This window comes from Maribacter sp. R86514, from assembly GCF_044597005.1.
GTDB lineage: Bacteria > Bacteroidota > Bacteroidia > Flavobacteriales > Flavobacteriaceae > Maribacter.
Genome location: NZ_CP138999.1, coordinates 1,915,440 through 1,934,700 on the forward strand (window position 1 = coordinate 1,915,440; position 19,261 = coordinate 1,934,700).

7 protein-coding genes are annotated in these 19,261 nt (G+C 37.2%); 6 read left to right on the forward strand and 1 reads right to left on the reverse strand.

The window, feature by feature from the left end; genetic code table 11:
- The first annotated feature begins 9 nt into the window (after positions 1-9).
- The 5 genes from SJY30_RS08515 to SJY30_RS08535 are packed head-to-tail and all read left to right on the forward strand — an operon-like array spanning position 10 to position 4,693.
- Positions 10-579, forward strand: coding sequence for an L-threonylcarbamoyladenylate synthase (locus SJY30_RS08515; RefSeq protein ID WP_396635126.1), 570 nt, complete (start codon positions 10-12; stop codon positions 577-579).
- A complete protein-coding gene (locus tag SJY30_RS08520) occupies positions 548-2,008 on the forward strand; it encodes a CCA tRNA nucleotidyltransferase (RefSeq protein WP_396635127.1) in 1,461 nt (486 codons plus the stop codon). Before SJY30_RS08515 ends, SJY30_RS08520 begins: the two co-directional genes overlap by 32 nt.
- Positions 2,009-2,022: 14 nt before the next feature.
- Entirely contained in the window at positions 2,023-3,057 is a 1,035-nt protein-coding gene (locus SJY30_RS08525) for a heme A synthase (protein ID WP_396635128.1), read from the forward strand.
- Positions 3,058-3,083: 26 nt separating this feature from the next.
- On the forward strand, positions 3,084-3,581 hold the full coding sequence (locus tag SJY30_RS08530) for a hypothetical protein (protein ID WP_396635129.1): 498 nt from the start codon (positions 3,084-3,086) through the stop codon (positions 3,579-3,581).
- 53 nt (positions 3,582-3,634) lie between these two features.
- Positions 3,635-4,693, forward strand: coding sequence for a nucleoid-associated protein (locus tag SJY30_RS08535; RefSeq protein ID WP_396635130.1), 1,059 nt, complete (start codon positions 3,635-3,637; stop codon positions 4,691-4,693).
- 85 nt (positions 4,694-4,778) lie between these two features.
- Here SJY30_RS08535 and SJY30_RS08540 read toward each other — a convergent pair whose 3' ends face one another.
- On the reverse strand, positions 4,779-5,867 hold the full coding sequence (locus tag SJY30_RS08540) for a hypothetical protein (protein WP_396635131.1): 1,089 nt from the start codon (positions 5,865-5,867) through the stop codon (positions 4,779-4,781).
- 162 nt (positions 5,868-6,029) lie between these two features.
- Here SJY30_RS08540 and SJY30_RS08545 point away from each other — a divergent pair, with 162 nt between their 5' ends.
- On the forward strand, positions 6,030-18,863 hold the full coding sequence (locus tag SJY30_RS08545) for a T9SS type B sorting domain-containing protein (RefSeq protein WP_396635132.1): 12,834 nt from the start codon (positions 6,030-6,032) through the stop codon (positions 18,861-18,863).
- Positions 18,864-19,261 lie beyond the last annotated feature (398 nt).

Here is a 19,261-nt window from a genome sequence, read left to right on the forward strand (position 1 = left end):
AAAATAGTCATGTCGGATATTCAGCTTGAAATTAACAAATGCATAGAAGTACTGGAAAATGGCGGTCTCATACTCTATCCTACAGATACAGTTTGGGGTATTGGTTGCGATGCTAACAATGAAAAAGCAGTTGAAAAAGTATATCAATTAAAACAACGTAACGATAGCAAGGCCCTTATATGTTTGGTTGCCAATGATGCCATGCTTGAAAAACATGTTGAGAAAGTTTCTGATCTTGCCTATGATATTATTGACCTGTCTACCAAACCAACCACAATTATTTTTGACAATCCCCGTGGAGTTGCTAAAAACTTGATAGCAGCAGATAATACTTTGGCCATTAGAGTTGCATCAGATAAGTTTTGTAAATACATGATCGGAAAGTTCAAAAAGCCAATTGTATCTACTTCTGCCAACATTTCTGGTCAGAGTACTCCAAAATCTTTCCAAAATATAGATTCAGCCATTTTAAAAGGTGTAGACTATGTGGTAAATTTGCATCGTGAGAAACAGAATAGCTCCGCCTCATCGATTATTAGATTAGCTAATGACGGTACGGTTAAGATTATTCGAGATTAAGAACATGCAAGAGAGCTATACAGACGCTTTAAACAACCCAATTTTCAAAATTATTTCAGAAGGTGCAGAAGAACTTTCTGTAGATTGTTACGTTATTGGTGGTTTCGTCAGAGACTATTTCTTAAAACGTAACATACCAAAAGATATAGATGTGGTTGCAATTGGCAGCGGTATTAAACTTGCCGAAAAAGTTGCTTCTAAATTAGGAGGAAAACCACAAGTTTCCGTTTTCAAAAATTTTGGTACCGCCATGATCAAAAGTGATGGTATTGAACTTGAATTTGTTGGTGCACGTAAAGAAAGTTACAATAGAGATAGCCGCAAACCTATTGTTGAAGACGGCACTTTAGAAGATGATCAAAAAAGAAGGGATTTCACCATAAATGCCTTGGCGCTTTCTTTGAACAAATTAAACTACGGTGAACTTCTTGACCCCTTTGACGGTATTACAGATTTGGAGAATAAAATCATTAAGACTCCGCTAGAACCTGGCGTAACCTATTCAGATGACCCTTTACGTATGATGAGGGCCATTCGTTTTGCGACCCAGCTAAATTTTCAGATAGCACTACCCTCTTTACAAGCAATTACAGAACATAAAGACCGTTTAAAAATTGTTTCCAATGAACGAATTTTAGACGAACTACATAAAATTATGTTGTGTAAAAAACCTTCTTTAGGTCTTTCATTACTACACAAAACAGAATTACTTGAACTAATTCTTCCTGAGCTTACCGCATTACAGGGTATAGAAGAAATTGAAGGGCAAAAGCATAAAGATAACTTTTGGCATACACTAGAAGTAGTCGATAACATATCTGAAGCTACAGATGACCTTTGGTTACGCTGGGCGGCTTTGTTACACGACATAGGCAAAGCACCTACTAAAAGATTCCATAAAAAAATTGGTTGGACATTTCATGGGCATGAATTTGTAGGATCAAAAATGGTCTTTAAATTGTTCAAACGTTTACGTATGCCATTGAACGAGAAGATGAAGTTCGTTCAAAAGATGGTATTGATGAGTTCAAGACCAATTATACTATCTGAAGATTATGTTACAGATTCTGCTGTTCGTAGGTTAATTTTTGATGCAGGTGACAATGTTGAGGACTTAATGACTTTATGCGAGGCAGACATCACTACAAAGAATCCAAAAAAACAACGTAGATATCATCAAAACTTCAAAGTTGTTCGTCAAAAGATTGAAGAAGTAGAAGCTCGAGATCACGTAAGAAACTTTCAGCCGCCTATTAGTGGGGAAGAAATAATGAAAACATTTGGGCTAAAACCTTCTAAAGAAATTGGTATTATCAAAGAAGCGATCAAAGAAGCTATTCTAGAAGGAGAAATACCAAATGAATATGAAGCGGCTCAAAATTTTATGTATCTTAAAGGTGCTGAATTGGGTCTACAGAGTACAAAATAGAATGGATATTATTTATGGATATTACATTTAGAAAAATTGCCAAAACATCTTTGGTTTTAGTTTATTTAGTGATTGTTGCGGGTGCCGTAGTTAGAATGACCGGTAGTGGTATGGGCTGTCCAGATTGGCCAAAGTGTTTCGGTTACTATATACCACCGACAGAGGTAACAGAAATACAATGGCAACCAGACCGATTATTTGAAAAAGGCCAGGTAATTATTTATCGCGAAACCTTACAGGTTGCTAAAGAATCTTTCACTACAAAAGATTCTTTTAATAAAGCTAATTGGGAGCCTTACACAAAACATGACTACGCAGAATTTAATCCTTGGCACACTTGGATCGAGTATATCAACAGGTTACTAGGTGCGTTGGCTGGCTTGGCTACCTTAATACTCGCCGTCTTTTCCATTAAATTCTGGAAAAAGAAAAAAAGAATACCCATTTTGTCTTGGCTTGTAGTTGTAGGTATGGTTTTTCAAGCTTGGCTTGGAGCAACTGTGGTATATTCGGTTTTAGAGCCGGCAAAGATTACGGTTCATATGCTCATGGCTTTGGTAATTGTTGCAATACTATTATACATCATTTACTTGGCAAATAAAGAAAACAAGCGCATTAAGTATGATAAATTAGTGCTGAATATCAGTATATTGGCCCTAGGTATGACCCTAATACAAATTGCTATGGGAACACAAGTACGCCAATTTGTTGATGAACAAATAGATATTTACGGTTATGCCGCAAAAGAAAATTGGTTACAAGATCCTGAGCTGCTGTTTTACGTTCACAGATCATTTTCAATACTTATCATTTTAGTGAATTCTTTCTTGGCATACAGAATAACCAAGCTAGACCTTGGTCACTTTAAAGTATACTGGGTATTGTTTTTACTACTAGTCGTAGTATTCACAGGTGTAGCCATGAACTATTTAGATTTTCCTTTCGCCAGTCAGCCATTACACCTTGTCTTGGCATCGATTCTGTTCGGTGTTCAGTTCTATATACTTTTAGATGCATTAATGCCTAGAAAAGACTCTAAAACTTCGTAACTTTGCCGACCCGCAAAAATTAAAGTATGATTTATAAAATTCGTGTAATTCTAGACGCTGAAGAAGATATTTTCAGAGATTTAGAGATTGAATCTCACAATTCATTAGAAGAGTTCCATAATGCCATTACTCAGGCATTTGGTTTTTTAGGCAATGAAATGGCGTCTTTTTATACATGCGACGAGGAATGGAAACAAGACGAGGAAATCGCACTTTTTGATATGAGCGAATCTGGTTCTGAGGTTCGGTTAATGAACGAGACCTTTTTAGAGGATGTAATGACAGAGAACAACCCTAAACTAATCTATGTATATGATTTCATGAACATGTGGACATTTTTTGTTGAGTTGGCAGATATTCAGGAAAATGAAGATGGCCGTGCTTACCCTAATGTACTTTTTACATTTGGTGAGCTACCTGAAACTCCGCCAGAAAAGAATTTTGAGGCAGAGAACAGTGCCTTTGATTTTGATGACACTTTTGATAATTACGACGATTTAGATTTCGATGAAAATTGGAACTAAATTTTAGTAAACAACATATTTTCGCTTACTAACCATTTAATTTAGAACGTTTTATGATTAATCTTTATGCTACCCAAATTGAAAGTATTTCTATACATAGAGTTGGTAACAAAAATAAAAACGAAGGGGTTTTTCTTTCAGAAGAACCATTTAGACTTAATGACGAAACTACCGGTTTACTAAAAGAATACTTCTTTAAGCCCTTTAGAGAAAAAGAAGAAAACTACTATAAACTTGCTAACGAAGTTGACGTAGAATTCAACGAATTGTTCAAGATCGTAAGTGAAGTTTTCGAAGACCCGTCTAAAGCTCATTTAAATTCTAAAAAAGTAGCTTCTTTATTATTTGAGCAATCTAACCACCCACATATAAAAAGTGGTGAAGTATATGTTGCCTACCTCTCTGGTTTACTTTTAGATAATAAAAAGGTAGACGCTATAGGCATATTTAAAAGCGAGTTAAAGCACGATTTTATTCAGTTCGAAGAAAAGAACAGCAATTTAGATATCGTAATTCAACAAGGAATCAATATCAATAAATTAGATAAGGGTTGTTTAATTTTCAACGTAGAAAAAGAAGAAGGTTACAAGGTACTTTCTGTAGATAGTAATAAGTACGACACCAAGTATTGGATAGAAAACTTTTTAGGTGTTGAACCACTTTCAGATGATAACTTTAAGACAAAAAATTACTTGAAATTTTGTCAAGATTTTGCCAAAGAAGTTGTTCTACCGGCAGAAGATAAGCAACAAGAGGTATTATTCATGAACCGTGCGGTAAACCATTTCGCAAAAAATGATGCTTTTGAAGAGTCTACTTTTTTGAATGAGGTTATGGAGAATCCGGAGTTGATACCAGAGTTTAAGCACTACAAGACAGAGAAAGGACCTAAGTTTAGTATTGAAGATGTTTCTACGTTTGATATTGCCAACAAAGCAGTATCAGATGCACGTAAAAAGATAAAGAATGTAATAAACCTAGACACCAACATTCAAATTAAAATGGATTTCATTAACCCAGAATCTGCAGAGAAATTTGTAGAAAAAGGGTGGGATGAAGAAAGACAGATGTATTACTACCTAGTATACTTTAATAAAGAACAGAAGAGCTAGTAATACTTGCTAAAAGCCAATAAAAAAGCCCATTTTTCTTTACAGAAAAATGGGCTTTTTTATTTGGCAAATAACTGATAATCAATCAACTTCCAATTTTTATCCTGCTTTCAATAATCTGTTTCAAACTTACATCTTCATAATTTCTACGCACAAAATTAAGCGCTAAATCAAGTACTTCTCCCATTGTTTTACAATTCTGAAAGTCCATATCCATGGTAAGTACTTCAATTTGTTCCCTTAAAGTAGCTATATTTTCTGGCGTAGAAATAGTATCGGTTTTACAAATAGCCCGTAATTTTTTAATTCTATTACCAGAACTCAAGATTCTTTTAGCGACCATAGAGCGTTCTTCGAGTTTATATTGATCCACTGAATCATGAGTCAGTTTTTTACGAACCAATTCTACCATTTGGTAATTTTCCTTAAAAAATTGAGGTCTGTAAACTTTCAACTTTCCTTCAAAACACTGCTGATCAAAATCTATGGCGCGTATTTTATAAACAACGTGATCAAAGTCATGCGTAGGCACGATAACATAGTTATACGAGCGCATATCGCCCAATAACCGAATCATACACCGCTCATTGAATTTTACGAACTCTTTTGCCAACTGTGCCTTTTCGCGTGGTGTACATTTTGGTAAATTATGTTTAATGAATTCATCACCAGGTATACCTGCAATATGCTCTTCTATTAAAGTATCTTTATAGACCAAAAAGTTGAGATTGTACGGGGAAAGCATATGCTCTAGCTCAAGGCCATAAATACGAGATGCATCTGTCTTTTTAATATAGAAATAGGTGAAATTGTCATTTAAGATATTTCTGATCTTGATTCTGAAAGGTTTAGAGTTACCAAACGTACAGAAATCTACCGCATCAACATTTAAATATTGATGAATATTATCACTTCCATCAGAATGTAAAATAGAATAGACTTTCTTTAAACTATCGTCAATTTCCTTTCTATCGAATTCTGAATAATATGCACGTACCCACAATGTGTCTTCATCATTCTTATCATAGACCACTACAGAGCCAGAAAATCGAAGCAAATCGTCGTAAAATATAGGTATTTCAATTTTTCTACTATAGTGATCCAAATAACCATCTAAAGCCTCACTTACCGGATAAGCCGGTTTTTTCTTGGACATTAATTTTTCGTCTGACATGCTACAAATTTACTGGTAAAATAAACAATTAGGCACAATAAATATCATCAAGCATATAGAAACAATATTTACAGATACAGAATTAGTAGGTATACAACATTTTTTTAGCCAAGAGCTTAAAGGGTATTTTATTTGTTTTAGTACTACTTGAAAACCATACCGATGATTACCAAGAAAAACGAGAGCATTAAATTCTTACTGTTTTTTTTATTTGTGTTAAGCTGCTTTTTTGGAACTGCACAATTGAGCGACCTTCATTATTTACCACCAATGAAGCAAGGTCAAAATAAGCAAGCTATAGAAGACCAAGCCATATATTTATCCACTCCAGAAACGACGCCTTTCAACGTTTATGCGTATCGAGGTACTTCTAACACTATCGTTAAAACAATTACCATCGACAGACTTAACCCTGGTGTATGGACTTTGGCTGATGGTGATAACAACATTACCCTTGTATCCAACGCAAACACCGGCAAAGTACTCTCTAATAGTGGCTTACGTTTTGTTTCTGCCGGTGGAGAAAAATTCTATGTCAATTACAGAGGTAATTCTGGGGCACAAGCTGCATCACTAACAGCAAAGGGTAGACAAGCAATGGGCACCAATTTTAAATGGGGCGGTGTACCTAACAAAGGGGCTCAAGTATCTAAATCTAACACCCTTGGTATTATGGCAACCGAAGACAACACTACCGTGGTCTTATCTGGTTATGACCCCGGTTGCGAATTTAGAGTAGGTAATGACAGAGCAGGTATAACCGCCAACTCTCATACAATAACATTAAATGCCAATGAATCTTTTGTGTATGAAACCTATATAGGTACATCACCTACACAGGCTCATGAAGATGGTTGGATCGGTGCTTCAATTGTTGCTACAAAAGATATAGTAATTAGTAATGGATCAATGAACTTTGGTAGTCAAGATGGTCAAAGTCATAGAGATGCTGGTATAGATCAGCCAGTACCTATCAATAAATTAGGAAAAGATTACGTATTTATTAGAGGTAATGGTTCTTCTAGTGGGCTTACAGAATTCCCTTTGGTAATTGCTACGGCAGATAACACACAAGTATATGTAAATGGTAGTACTACTGCTATTGCTACCATTGATAATGGCGAGTACTTTAAAATACCAAGTACCTATTACTCAAGTAACTCAGCCGGTGCGAATATGTTCGTACAGACTTCTAAAGATGTCTATGCCTATCAAAGTTTAGCTGGTGCTGCAGCAAATTATACTCAAGGTTTAAACTTCGTAGCTCCGGTAAACTGTTTATTACCAGATGTAATGGACAATATACCGGATATTAGAAATATGGCCGGTACAGATGTCACAGGTGGCTTAACCATTATTGCTTCTGTAAATACCTCAGATGCCAATGTAAAGGTATATGAAAATGGTGTGGAGGTTTCTAAACCAGCTTCTGACCCAGTTGCTGGATCAGATGATTGGAAAACATTCTTCATACCCAATCTTGATGGCGATATTAACGTAACCTCTACCGGACCAATGGCTATTGGTTTTTTTGGTTTTCATGGTGCTCGTGGTGTTGCAGGATATTTCTCTGGGTTTGATACCGTACCAGAAGTTGTATTACAAATTAACGGAGGGGTTGAAGGTGAATGTTTTTCCGGGTCAAGTATTTTTGAAGCCTCAGATGATAATTTTGATGCCTACCAATGGTTTTTTGACGGTGTAGCTATACCTGGTGCGAATGCCTATGACTATGCGGCAACACTTGCGGGTGATTATTATGTAAGAGGTACAAAAGGACCTTGTACCTACGATTCGCAAACCATTAAAATTTTCTATTGCGAACCAGATGTTCAAATTAAAAAAACTGTTGACAAGCCTGAAATAACCGAAGGGGAAACCGCGACGTTCACTATAAGAGCAGAAAATTTTTACTTTAACGATATAACCAATTTACAGGTTACGGATAACATTCCTGAAGGACTGACATTAGTACAAGCCTCTACGATAACAGGGGCATTTAATGGTAGTGTTTGGAATATTGGCACACTAGCACCCGGTGAAGTTGCCTTCTTAACTTTAGAAGTAACCGCAGACGAAATAGACATCTTGCCTTTACTCAATCTCGTAAATATTGCAACGAACACCCAAGACCAAACGGACGCCAATGTTACAAGAGATGAGCCTTCGGCCCGAATAATAGTCCATAACGATTTTGATAATGACGGCGTTGTAGATAGTGTTGATTTAGATGATGATAATGATGGTATATATGATGCTATTGAACAAATGTGTATCATATCTAGCGATGTTAATTTTACCTCGCCATCAAGCACTGTACAAGGTGGTACTGCGGTAACAGAAATTTTCTCTAATTTCTCTGGTTTTTGGAGAAGTTCTACAACTTCAATAAATCCGGTATTGCCCAACTTATCACATGAATTATTGTCATTTACCTCTGGCGGTACTACGTTTACCACTGGGGTTGCAGACGATGATCTTTATGATGCTAACGGAAATGGTTTATTAGATGGCATAGACTCTAACAATGATGGAATCGCGGATATTTCTGCCACAGAATCTAGCTGGATGACCTTAACACCTTCAAATACCATTTACAATGAGGCGACCTTTGAGGCTAATTTAAATGATGGAAATAATGATAATTCATTAGGATTAACCATTATTAATGACCCTACGACAGATCCATTGAATCCTTTATTGACCTACGGGCAAAACGGACTGGATCTTGGTTCTGGTATTGTAAACATTGGCGATACATGGACTTATGAAATAGATCCTATCGTAGCGACCAACGTTGGCGATGGTATACCAGATATATTATTGACCCAAGTTGCAGACCCAAGTGGTGTCGGTCACGTTGTAAGTCTTTATGATGCCACAGGTGCTCCTCTAGGAAATGCAGTACGTGTTCAAGCCTATAGTGGTGGAGCACTTGCCGATGTTGTAGGTAGGTACAGATTGGATATTTACCATTCAAACGGAAGTATTTTTTATAACAATACCACAAGAGATTACCGTTTAGCAACAGTAGAATTATCAGAATTTGGTGTACCTGCTGCCAATTTAGCTGACGTGTCTTATCTACGACTACAACTAAGTTCAAATGCCGATGTTGCCTTTTTATCTTATAATACAGCTTCATTTTCTGGATTTTGTGCAAATCTAGATACCGATATGGATGGCTTACCTGACCATTTAGACTTAGATAGCGATGACGATGGGTGTAGCGATGCCAACGAATATTATAAAGATGACGCAACAGATGGTGGTGATGGTGGCGAATATGGAACGGGAGTTCCTGCTGTTGACCCAACTAATGGTACCGTAAATGCAGCATCTTATACTCAAGTATTTGCACCGGTTATTGTTTTAGGTAATACTTCTGAATTATTAGGTGGTACGGATATTAATGGAGAGGATGTTGATTTAGGTGATACGTACAATTATGTATTAAGATTTCAGAATACGGGCGATGATCATGCAACCGGTTTTACAATCAAAAATGTATTACCGAACAATGTAACCTTAGATGATATAAATATTGATGATGCCCCGGGGGTAACCAGTAGTTATGAAGAAAGTACTAGAACCATAACATTTACTATACCAGATGCTTTGGTTGAAATAGATGATCCTGAGTATAAGATAAAAATAACGGTTTCCGTTGCCGGCGACTGTTCTGAATTTGTAGCGGCATGTGCTTCTCAATTAGAGAATCATGCATATGCAATTTATTCAGGCACTTTAAATACCAACACTTTTTCTGATGAAGATGGTAGTAACCCTGCAGGTGCTTGTACCACGACTTTAGAGGTAGCAGCCAACAATGTTTCTGATGCATTGGCAAATTGTAGCGTTGCACGTACGGTAGAACTTTGTGGTGCTAGCGGTACACTTTCTGCCGGTATAGGTTTTGATACCTACACTTGGGCAATTGACACAAATAATAATGGTGCTATAGATGCTGGAGATACAATTTTAGATGACGGTACTTCAGATACACTGACAGTAACAACAATAGGAAACTATATTGTTGAGAAAACATCTACTTCTGGCTGTGCCAACCATACAGAACTAATTACTGTTGAGCGTTATGGTGAAACACAGACCAATCCTATCATTAGTTATTTAAACCAAGTGAATAGTGACAGTAATCCTGATAATGATATTCAGGGAGAAACCGTTACTTGTTCCAATGATAATAGTGACATGCCACATATATTTCTTTGTGGTGAATTCGATAGTGCATTTATTCAATTAGGTATAACCGATGCTCTAACCATAAAGTGGGAGAAACTTGATGAAAATAGTTGTACCACTGAAATATGTGGCGATGTAAGCGATAATTGTGTTAACAATAATGCTGGATGGACATGGAACGAAGAAACGGATACTGATAATTTTACAGTTACCGAAAGCGGTAAATATAGAGTTGTTATAGGTTATGAAGGCGGATGTTTCAGTAGATTCTATTTCAATGCATATCAAAATACCTTGGACATTCCTGAGCCAGATTCATCTGATATCATTTGTGATACCGAAGGTTCTATAAGAGTAATAGATTTAGGTAGCGGTTACGGATATCAGTTATATGATGTTGAGAATAATTCAATCGCAGTACCATTTAGTGCTGGTCAAGGTCCAAATTTTGCTATAGCAACTAGCGGAACCTATATAGTACAAATCACACAACTAAATCCTTCAACAGGTGCACCAATTGAGAACAGTTGTGTATTTGAAACCGAAGAAATAGGTATTGCAGAAAGAGTTTTTGAAACAACAATAGCTTCAACTCCATTTGATTGTACAGATGCAGGAACAATTTCTATACAGGCATTGAACGTTTCACCAGAATATAGCTATGAGCTTTACTTCGATAACGGTAGCGGTGGTAAAGGAGACTTGGTAGCCAATAATTTACTTTCTTCTGACAACACGTATACATTTCCAGGGCTTTCAGCAGATGATTATGTTATTGTAACGACTACTGTAGATGGTTGTAGTGACGAAAAAACTATAACCGTAGACGAAATTCCTGAACTAAGGTTGACAGCAACAACTCAAGATAATATTACCTGTACTTCCGGTGTTATTAATTTAACGGCTACGGGTGGTACAACAGGTTATGAATACGCTATCTACAGTAAAGATGCTGTTGCTCCATATGCCGATGAAACTACAATTCCTGATTCGGATTTTACATCTAATCCAACATTTTTATTCGGGTATGATACTGTTTCTTCTGCATATATTCCTAATGAAGATGGTGATTATGTATTCGTAATAAGAGATGACAATGGCTGTTATGGTTTATCCAATATGGTAACTATGGATGATTTAGGATCAATTACCATAAGTGCAACAAATACGGATATTATATGTGCAGACTCTGCCACAGCTGTTTTAACGATAACTGCATCTGGTGGTAATGCTCCATACCAATACAGTCTTGATGGAGGTACAACGTACCAAACGGAAAACTACTTTAATAATTTAGCTGCCGGCACCTATACCATTACGGTTATAGATACCAATAGTGATCCAGGTAATGCATGTAAGGAGACTTTAGAATATGAAGTTACACAACCATTTATATTAACAGCATCTCCTTCAATTATTGAAGATGCTTCTTGCGACACTTCTGGTGCTGCAACACCCACTGCCTTGGTAAAGATTTTAAATGGTAGTGGCGGTCAAGCTCCTTACCAATATAGTTTTGATGGTGGTAATACTTTCTCTGGGGTAGATGAACAACGTTTAACTCCCGGTACGTATCAATTGGCAATAAAAGACGCTTTAGGTTGCGAAACACCTTTAGAGATTACGGTACCTACAGCCGCTGTAGACCCTACTTTTACTAATGATATTACTTATGAGTGCGATGGGGACGGCGTAGTAACAATTACTCCTTCGAACACAACAGATTTTACCTATACCTATAAATTAAACGGTACGGATAACACACCATTGAATAGTAATATTTTCAATAATGTCGCATCGGGTACTCAAACAATAACAGTTGGGTACACAAGTTCAATTGCTGCTTCTCAAAGCACATTGTTTCTTGAATATTTTGGAGCTGGTGTAACTACACAGATTGCGGAAATTGGCGCAGGATATTGCTATGAACCACAAGATGGTACAGATACCGATTGTAATTTAGGTCCTGCAGGTATTCTTGTAAATGCAGAATATGCAGTAACGAACAGAATAACCAATCCAAATGCATCTTGGAGAAGTCCTAACGATCATTCTGGATTAACAGATGGTAGGTTTATGGCAATTGGGGTAAGTACCTCAGCCGGAGACAATAATATTTTATGGTCAAGAACAGGGTTAGAAGCTTTACCAAATCAAGAAATAACGATATCATTCTACGCTTACAACATATTAATTGATAATGCTTCGGGTAACGACCCAGAGATATTGGTAGAATTAGTTGACGGTACGGGCACTGTAATCAGTAGTCAGGCAACAGCAGCTATTCCTCAAAACAACAATGCAGACGACTGGCACCTAAGAACGGTTACTTTTAACCCTGGTGCAAACACGGCAGTTGGTGTTGTATTACGTACCAACCTTAATAGTGACAATGGTAACTTCTTGGTATTAGATGATATTCAAGCTTCACAGACTCCTGAGTTATGTGAGCAAACAGAAGATATTACAGTTATTGTAGAAACAGGAAAAACTTTCGAAGTAGCTATTTTAAGTAGTACTGACCCAACTTGTAATGGAAGTGACAATGGTAGTATCCGTTTTGAAGTTTCTAATTTTGATCCTATCGCAGGTTATCAATATTCTATTGATAATGGAGCAACTTGGGTTACGGAAACTACATCTCCGATTACTACACCGACCACTCTTGCCGATGGCACGTATAGTATTATGGTCGAAAAAATAAACGATAATACATGTACGGCAACCTCAGCGACTTCGGTTACGTTGACATCACCAAATGCATTAACTGCAAATCTTGAACAAAAAGCAGAATTCACATGTTTTAACTCAGGTGCTACTTTGCAAGCATCTGCAGATGAAGGCACACCTAGTTATGAATATCAATTAGAATTAACGGATAATACAGTTATACGAACTTTTAGTTCAACGGCACAATTTTTAAATGTACCGGCAGGCGATTATCATGTTAGAGTAAGAGATCAAAATAATTGTGAAGTAATCTCAACAACAACTGTAACTGTAGTTCAGCCAGATACAATTGCTTTTGACTTAACCGCAACGCAATGTTATGACGGTCAAAATAATGGTACCGTTACAGCAACCGTTACCGATGGTAATGGTAATTACTCTTTTAGAATTAACGGCGGAGCTTGGCAAACACCTTCAACAATTACAGACGTAACATATACATTCAGTAATTTAACCGAAGGTACATATGATGTTGAAGTGAATGATGAGTTTGGTTGTGCGTCAGCGATACAATCAATAACAATAGCGCCGACTATTTCATTAAGTGTAGTACCTGTAAATGCAAGTTTATGTGGCGATGGTAGTTTAACGGCAACTGCATCAGGTGGTGACAATAATTTCATGTATGCCTTTGTTCCTGCTGGAAATACAGTAACTGATGCTGATTTCTCAATTAGTAATTCAACAACAGTTGCACTAGCTAATATTGGAGATTATGATATTTACGTAAGAGACAAAGCTAATGGTACCGATGCTTGCCAAACTATGGTAACCGAAACCATTGCTGCCAACCCAGTATTGGATATATCAGCAGTGGCAACAGACCCAGATTGCCATGATGGCACTGGTAATATTGAAGTTACTATTAACGACGGACTATCTCCTTTCGATTACCGATTGGTAGATATTACTAACGGTACACCAGATCAAGTACAAAATAATGTTGTAGGAACTTCTAAAACATACTATAACCTGGCACCAGGTGATTACGATGTAATTATTACCGATGAAGGCGGATGTTCTGAGACGGAATCAGTGACGATAACAGCACCTGATGAACTCACTGCAGATATTGTATTGGCTTATGCTAGTGATTGTAGCGGATTGGATACCGATTTTGGTTTTGACTTTACAAACGTAACTACAGGTTTGACCGGTACTATAGAATATAGTCAAGATGGTGGTAGTACATGGCAAACAGGAACTAGTTTTAGAACCGGATTGTCTTCTGGTGATGAAGTCTTCCCATCTATTAGAACAATTGACGGTAGCGGCAATTTAGTTTGTCAAACAGATCTACCAAGAGAAATCATTCCTTATCCATTGGATGATTTGGATATTACGACTTCATCAGTAGTTGAAAATTGCGATGAATTAAAAGTAAAAGTACAAGGTGGTGAAGGAGTACCAGGATACGAATATACTTTTTCAAGTGACCCAGCAAATTTCGATGAAAGTACTGCTACATGGTACGCCGGTGGATCTATTGCTTTAGATGGTAGCACAGTAACCGCAGGTCATGGTATGTATGAATTTACCAATTTAATACCTGGTAGAACCTATGTTTTCTATGTTAGAGATAATAATACACCAGTAACTTGTATTAGACAAAGTACGGTTAACGTTAATGAAATTGCTGGCGGTCTACCGATGACCATTACTCCAGAAATAAACCCTTCTTGTAGTTCTGCAAACAATGGCGAAATCACTTACACAATAGTTGATGAAGATGGACTGACCGAACCTAGCATGCAATGGACTTTATTTGATACCGATGATAATATAGTTGATCAAAGTGCAGGGGTAATAGCCTACAGCAACACTATTACCGTAACCGGTCTAGCCCCAAGTGAGTATTATATTGAGGTAACACAAATAGACAGCGGTGGTGCACAACAATGTATTAGTGCAAGTGAAAATGCTATTTTAGATGAGTTAGAAATAATTACAGGAGTCGCAAAATCAGAACAAGATATTTCTTGTGAAAACCCTGGATTAATATTAGTAGAGAATGTGCAAGGCGGTGGAGGTGATTACTTCTATACCATTACGGGTCCTGCAACTTTTACTACTATTACAGCAACAGGTGATAACCCTATAGAAATACCAGCAGGATCTCCCGCAGGAACATATACCGTAAACGTCGAAGATCAATATGGTTGTTCGTATCCGCTTAATGCTGTTACCATGAGCTTTACGGCTGCACCGATTATTGATGATGTGGTAATTTCAAATTGCGATACCAATGCATCGGTTACCATAAATGCTACAGGAACAGGCACTATTCTTTACTCTATTGATGGTGGTAGTACATATCAAAACAACGGCGGTATATACAATACCGTAGCTGCTGGCAGCTATATAGTATTTATAAAAGATGCTACAGGTTGTACAGAAGACACCAATATAGTGGTACACCCTACCCTACAAGCATCGGCTACCTTAGATAAACAATTAGGTTGTGGTGCAGGTTATGAGGCCGAAATAGCTATTGAAGGTATTTCAGGTTCCGGTAATTATGAGTTTGAAATTCTTGACAGCTCATCAGCAGATGTTGAAACAAGACAGACACTTACTGGTGGAGCCATGAACGTAGCAGTTAGCGTACCTGACAACACTATAGATACCATTTACACAGTTAATGTTTATGATATTGGTACAGCATCACCAAATTGTTTTAGAACTATTGATGTAACCATACCTGCGGCCATTCTTCCAGATTTCACGGCAACTGCTATCGAGGTTAGCTGTTCAGGTGCTGATGACGGTATCATAGAATTGGTTCAAGTAAATAACGGTAACAATCCGTTGACCTATGTATTAGACCCAATGCCTGCTAGCGCATCTTGGGATGCGGCGACACAATCTTTCACCGGGCTTCCAGGTGGATCTTATGATGTAACTGCAAGAGGTCCGAATAACTGTCCTACAGTAAAAACTGTGGTTGTAGATGAAAATACAGCCGTAGCATTTACTGCTCCCGTTCCTGACCAATTTGGTTGTGCTTCCGGTAATGATGGTGACAATGCCACAATAACAATAGACGCAGGTTTAATAAGTGGTGGTAGCGGTACATATAATCGTTTTGAATTCATAGATGATGCAACTGCTACTGTATTACAAAACAGTAGTGCATTAACCTATACGCATACAGATGCAGCTGGTGGTGATATTATAGTACGTGTATATGATGACAAAGGTTGTTCTGCAGAACACATTGTTACTATAAACCCTTATGACACTTTTATTGACGCGACTATTACTGTCGACAGAGCATTAGATTGTATTAACAGTGGAGAAAACATTACTATTATTGTAAATAGTACAGTTACCAATACCACGGCAAATCTTGCTAACTACGAGTTTAGAATTTTACCTTCTGCAACATACCAAACAGGTGATAATATATTCACGAATTTGGCAATTGGCACGTATACGATTGGTATTAAAAATGTAACTACAGGTTGTGAAATAACCCGAACTCATATCGTTGAAGACCCTAATACTTTTAGTATTGAGGTAAATAAGCTTTCTGATGTCGTATGTTTTGGAACAGATGGGGCTATTGAGGTAACATTTACCGATGCTACATATACTGGTGATTTTAACTGGGAAGTTGTAAATGCAGATGGCACAGCTACTACACGTACAGATGATGCCGCTACTTTTACAGGAACAGGAACCACAGCTTCTATTCCCGTAGCAGCAGGTAGCTATATTTTAAGAGCTTCACAAGTTGGAACTCCGGAATGTGTACAAGAAAGATCATTTACGATTACATCGCCTAGTGCCGCTATAACTTTAGCGACCATTGCAACCACAGATGTAGGTTGTAATAATGACATGGGTACTGCAAATATTACACCTAATGGTGGTGAAGCGCCTTTCGATATCGTTTTAACACATGTTAGTTCAACAACAACTTATACGGCAAATCAAGTAAACGGTAATTTATTTACAGGTTTAAGTGACGGTCAATATACCGTAGAAGTAACCGATAGTTTAGGTTGTACAGAAACCTTTACCAATGCATTTACGTTGACGCCTCCAGAACCAATTGCTGCTAATATTCAAACAGTTGTAGGTTTAGAATGCGAAGGTGATACGGACGGAATAATTACAGCAGCGTTTACACCAAGAACAGTATCCACAAATTACAGATACATTCTTAATACGTATGATGGTGATGCAGCTGGAGCTAACCTTTTACAGACATCTAGTTCTCAGACTACAGCAACATTTATGAATTTAAGAGCAGGCTATTACAGTGTTACTGTGTTAGATGACTTAAATTGTTCTGATGAAACTAATATTGTTGAAATTGCTGAACCAGTAGAAGTTAGAGGACAATTAGTTACTGAGCAAAGAGCAACTTGCCTAGATGATGCACAACTTTTATTAACCGCTTCTGGTGGTACAGGTCCATATATGTGGAGTATAGATGGTACGTCTGCATTCAATGCCATGAACGAAACAAATGGTCCTAACACCAATTTATTCACAGGTGTTCAACCAAATACATATCAATACTATATTCAAGATAGTTTTGGTTGTGTATCGGTTATAAGTAATAGCGTTACTATAAACCCGATTGTTCCTTTAACTGTTACCTTAGATAACGACAACCCTACCATTAGCTGTAACGGTGATGATAGCGGGGTTATCAATGCAGAGGCACAAGGTGGATTAGGTAATTATCAATATGCATTATTTTCTGATGCAGGTTTTACCAATGAGGTTCGTCCAAATCAAGCAACTGGTTTGTTCACCGATTTATTGGCTGGACCATATTATGTAAGGGTTCAAAGTGATGATTGTGAAGTGTCATCTGCATTGATCAACATTACAGAACCAGACGCATTGGTTATCGACACGGCCAATACTACTATCAACGATGTTACTTGTAATGGGCAGGAAGATGGTAGCATTACCGTGAATATGATTGGCGGTTCGGGTACATATCAATATGCAATCTCACCAAACTTAGATCGTTTTAGCGATGATAATACGTTCGACGAATTGGCACCAGGCGATTATACTATTATCGCTCAAGATTCTAATGGTTGCTTTGAGCTAATTGAAGCTACCATTTCAGAGCCAGAAGTGTTAGAAATAACAATAGAAAGCACACCTGAAATTTGTGTAGGGGAAGAAGATGGAACTATTGATTTAACCATAACTGGTGGTACCGCTTCATATAGCACTCGTTTAGAATCTGAAACAGATTTTATACAAGACAGATTAAACTTTACCAACTTGGCAGCTGGCGATTATATCATCTACATAGAAGATACACAAGGTTGTGAAGAAACCATAATAGTTACCATTGATCCTGGTGTGGATCTCGGAGCTACCGTTGAGCCGGTTTATGGCTGCAATGGCACATTCCCTAGCAACTATGTAAATATTATTCTAAATGACCCAAGTATAGAAAATGATGTACTATTTGGTTTAGATACTGTAGATCCTTTAGAAATGCAGTTGACCCCTATGTTTAGAGATCTATCCCCTGGCACGCATTATATTAGTATTTCTCATGCAAATGGCTGTTTAACCACCTACGATTTTGAGATATTGGCATTCGATCCTCTTGAAATTACCGTTGAAGAAAGTAATATCAATGAGATTACCGCAACGGTTGTTGGAGGTAGAGAAAACTACACTTTCTACTTTGAGGATGAGAATAGAGGTTCTGACAATGTGTTCTATATTACAGAAACAGGCACATATACGATTACCGTTGTAGACGAAAACGGATGCGAAGCAACAGCTAGTCTATTCATTGAATTCATTGATATTGAAATCCCTAATTTCTTTACTCCTAATGGCGATGGGCAAAACGATTTATGGATGCCGGATAACATTGAAATTTATCCAGAAATTTTCATTAGTATTTATGATAGATATGGACGTTCAGTTTTCACCTTTAAAGATAATGAAGACGGATGGGACGGATTCTATCAAGAAAATGAATTGCCTACCGGAGATTATTGGTACATCATTAAATTAAACGGTGTAGCAGATACCAGAGAGCTTGTAGGTAACTTTACACTTTATAGATAAAAATAAAAGATAGGTAGTTGCTTACGACTACCTATCTTTTTTACATATTAACAAATTAATATCAACATTATACAACTATTAATTTTGGTTTTAACGCAATTGATGTTTCTTTAATCTTATAACTAGCAGGCTTGAAATGAGACAAAAGTATTTTTTAGTAATTCTACTAATAATGGTTTGGGCAACTGGCTTTTCCCAGTTGAGCGACCTGCATTACTTACCACCCTTAAAACAAGGGGGCAATAACCAAGCTGTTGCGCAACAAAATATATAATTATCTACCCCAGAAACAACTGCGTTTACGGTAAATATTTATCAAGGTACTTCTACCACTTTATATGCTACTGCATCTATTTCTAAAACTGCACCGCAAGAAATTACATTGGCAAATGGCGACA

Coding starts and splice junctions, on each gene's coding strand:
- SJY30_RS08515 (WP_396635126.1), top strand. CDS start 10: ATGTCGGATATTCAGCTTGAAATTAACAAATGCATAGAAGTACTGGAA.
- SJY30_RS08520 (WP_396635127.1), top strand. CDS start 548: ATGACGGTACGGTTAAGATTATTCGAGATTAAGAACATGCAAGAGAGC.
- SJY30_RS08525 (WP_396635128.1), top strand. CDS start 2,023: ATGGATATTACATTTAGAAAAATTGCCAAAACATCTTTGGTTTTAGTT.
- SJY30_RS08530 (WP_396635129.1), top strand. CDS start 3,084: ATGATTTATAAAATTCGTGTAATTCTAGACGCTGAAGAAGATATTTTC.
- SJY30_RS08535 (WP_396635130.1), top strand. CDS start 3,635: ATGATTAATCTTTATGCTACCCAAATTGAAAGTATTTCTATACATAGA.
- SJY30_RS08540 (WP_396635131.1), bottom strand. CDS start 5,867: ATGTCAGACGAAAAATTAATGTCCAAGAAAAAACCGGCTTATCCGGTA.
- SJY30_RS08545 (WP_396635132.1), top strand. CDS start 6,030: ATGATTACCAAGAAAAACGAGAGCATTAAATTCTTACTGTTTTTTTTA.